Below are 2,819 nucleotides of genomic sequence, written 5' to 3'. Positions count from 1 at the left end.
GCACCAGCAGTTTGCGAAAGCGATTGAACCAACTGTGCGCGACTTCGACATCTGTTTCACTTAAGTCTGCATTATTTTTAGCGGTCCATATCGCTGGCCTAGCAGGCTGTACCTGCCATTCAGCCTGAACACCACAGCGAATGGCCACTGAATGCGGCTGTAGAGTATTTCGAACTGGTCGCTCCAAACCCGACGATGGGGTTACGCCTGATTGGCAATGATGGCGATAAGTTTGATTTCGACTGGCGCATTGCCCGGTAGGGTTGAAACCCCGATGGCTGCCCGGCATCCGATCCCTTCGTCACCGATTTCACGCTGGAGATAGGTCGAAGCAAAATCGGCCAAACGTGCATGTGCGGTAAATTCCGGTTCAGCGGCGATATAGACCGTCAGGCTGAGAACACCCGCGACCCTTTCGTGCGGAGCCGCCAGAAGGCGTGCGGAGGTCAGGGCATTTTTCGTCGCAAGCTCGACAGCCGCTTGATAGGTTTCCACCGGGGCGGTTGGGTTTACCGCGCCCTTGAACATCAATACCCCGTTGTCTCGGGGTGTCATACCCGAGGTATAGATCAGGTCTCCATGCCGCTTGGCGGCGACATAGTTTCCTTGCGGAACTGGGGGTCGTGTCATTTCCGATACCGTTCTATCAGGGCGCAGGTGCGCTCGATCGCATGAACCGCCGCCTCACGATCTTGCGAAAAGTTAAAGCGGATGCTGTCGGTTGAATGGGGGCCAAATTCCGCCCCGGGGGTGACAATCACGCCGGCCTGATGGCGCAAGATGGTGACAAAGGTCTGGGTGGGCACGGCGAGTTCAGGCAGGCGCGGGAACAGATAGCTGCCCGCTTGCGGGGTGCGGGCATCCAGCCCATCAACAGCGCGGAGCCTGGCAAGCAAAGCGTCGCGGATCGCCTGATGGAGGGCAATCCGTTCCTGCATCCAACCGGCGGGTTCCGCAAACCACGTCCGAAGCACCGATTGGCTGTAGCCCCCGGCCCGCAAGGACACGATGGCCTGAAGCTTTTCCATCCGGTCAATCAGCGCCGCCGACCCAAAGGCAACGCCCACGCGGTAACCGCTGAGAGATTCCGTCTTGGAGGGGCCGATGATGGTGATCACATTTTCGGGGGCATGGGGGTTGGCCCGCAGATGCGTATAGTGGCTGCCCTGATAAAGGAGCCGGGAATAGAGCTGATCAACGATCACTGTGGCGTCGTAAGCCTGTGCCAGACGCGCGATATCGTTGATTTCACTGTCAGAGTAAATCACGCCCGCCGGGTTGTTCGGATTGGAGAAAACAAAAACCTTGGCCCCGGCTTTGAAAGCATCTTCCAGCTGCCCCAAATCGAGGCCCGCATGTTCGGTTGCGGCAAGATAGTTCAGCTTAACGGGCACGATCTCGGCGCCGAAAAATTGAACAAGCTTACGGTTTGCGAAATAGTCGGGTTGCACAATCGCGACTTTGTCGCCTGCTGAAACACTTGATGCGATGGCCAGGAAAAGCGCGCCCTGGGTGCCCGGGGTGATGATCAGCCCATTGTCAGACGAGACAGGTGCGCCGGTGAAATCGGCAAGTTTGGCGGCAAGATGGTCGCGGATGTTCTTTTTGCCGCGGTATTCGGTATAGGCTTGGTCAGCACCGGTTTCGACACCCGCGACAAAGGCGTCAAATGCGCCGGGGGTGGGTTCGAACGCATTGACATCGCCATGCGAAAAATCAACGGGCCTGCCTTCAATCGGGCCGCCGCGTAGCAAAGGACCAAGATCGGCGGCCTTTTGACGCCCCTCTTGCCCCGGTGCATTATCGGTTGCAAGCATGGCAAATTTGTCTTCGATCCTGCCCATTTCGTCCTGTCGTCTGTTAATTTCGCAATGCTAACATTCCTAAGGAGGAGGCGGGGAAATGTCAAATAGCGGTGCGGGCCGGGTTTTCACTGACCCCCCCCGGAACAGCGGTCAGTCAGTGCGGATCAAGGGGTGTGGGCCCAGCAAGCCTGGCAAAGACCTTCGATGCGGCCTCATCAATATGGCGGGTGATCAGGTCGGTCGCCAGGCCCAAATCGCGGCTGTTAATCGCATCAAAAAGCGCCCAATGTTCGCGCGTCAGCTGGCTACGGTAATTTGAATCGATGCCCTGCCGGTTTAGTAATAGAAGCGCGATCTGGAACCGCATCCCCAGACAAGCTTGCAAAAGGCGTTCATGATGGGCCGCTTGATAGATACCTTGGTGGAACGCAATATCAGCCTCGAACATGTCGACCTGGGTGTCAAATTGTGCGGCGTGTTCGATATTTGCGGTGCAGGCGCGGAGGTTTTCCAGATCTTGCGCCGTCGCGAAGCGAATGACGCGAGTGTCAACTGAAGTCTAACAGTATGAGAAGTCACACTGATCCCCGACTTTCGAATGGAGCCCCCGGCGCGCGTCTTTCATCAGGGTCCGCAAGAACAAGGCTTGCATTCATGACCGTTTGTAGCATCGCCGTCCACATGCCTTGCACCCAATCGACAGCGACAGATATTACGAGGTGATTCCCATGTGGGAAGCCCTTGTAGCTGTAAGAGAGCCGATCACCTGAAAAAACTGCTCTCGGCCTTCGGGTGACTGCTTCCAATTTTCCGAAACGCTGATGAACGTCAGCTCTCTGTTCTCGCCAATGACGGCATTGGGCACAGTGCTGAAGGCCACGATAGGCTGCTGATTGGAAGCGAAGTGGGTTACCAGAAAGCTGCCGTTGGCGAATACCCGCTCCCGCTGGCAAAGGAGTCATTGAAGGAATCCGCATTGACCGGCGGCTTTGCGTAGAGTAGAGATGTGGCGCG

3 protein-coding genes are annotated in these 2,819 nt (G+C 56.8%); all 3 read right to left on the bottom strand.

Annotated elements, in window-relative coordinates:
• Positions 1 to 201: 201 nt before the first annotated feature.
• Positions 202 to 630 (bottom strand): RidA family protein, encoded by a 429-nt coding sequence (locus tag B3F77_RS20275; RefSeq protein WP_293606701.1) that lies wholly within the window; start codon positions 628 to 630, stop codon positions 202 to 204.
• Entirely contained in the window at positions 627 to 1,844 is a 1,218-nt protein-coding gene (locus tag B3F77_RS20270; RefSeq protein WP_293606700.1) for a pyridoxal phosphate-dependent aminotransferase, read from the bottom strand. The genes B3F77_RS20275 and B3F77_RS20270 overlap by 4 nt, the downstream gene beginning before the upstream one ends.
• 115 nt (positions 1,845 to 1,959) lie before the next feature.
• A complete protein-coding gene (locus B3F77_RS20265) occupies positions 1,960 to 2,343 on the bottom strand; it encodes an FCD domain-containing protein (RefSeq protein ID WP_293606747.1) in 384 nt (127 codons plus the stop codon).
• Positions 2,344 to 2,819 lie beyond the last annotated feature (476 nt).

The sequence above is a fragment of the Polaromonas sp. UBA4122 genome, assembly GCA_002381615.1.
In the GTDB taxonomy this organism is placed as follows: Bacteria; Pseudomonadota; Gammaproteobacteria; order Burkholderiales; family Burkholderiaceae_C; genus Polaromonas.
This window is presented reverse-complemented; position numbering and strand designations above follow the sequence as displayed.

Excerpts from the sequence above, each read along its gene's own strand:
- B3F77_RS20275 (WP_293606701.1), bottom strand. The coding sequence starts at position 630 with ATGACACGACCCCCAGTTCCGCAAGGAAACTATGTCGCCGCCAAGCGG.
- B3F77_RS20270 (WP_293606700.1), bottom strand. The coding sequence starts at position 1,844 with ATGGGCAGGATCGAAGACAAATTTGCCATGCTTGCAACCGATAATGCA.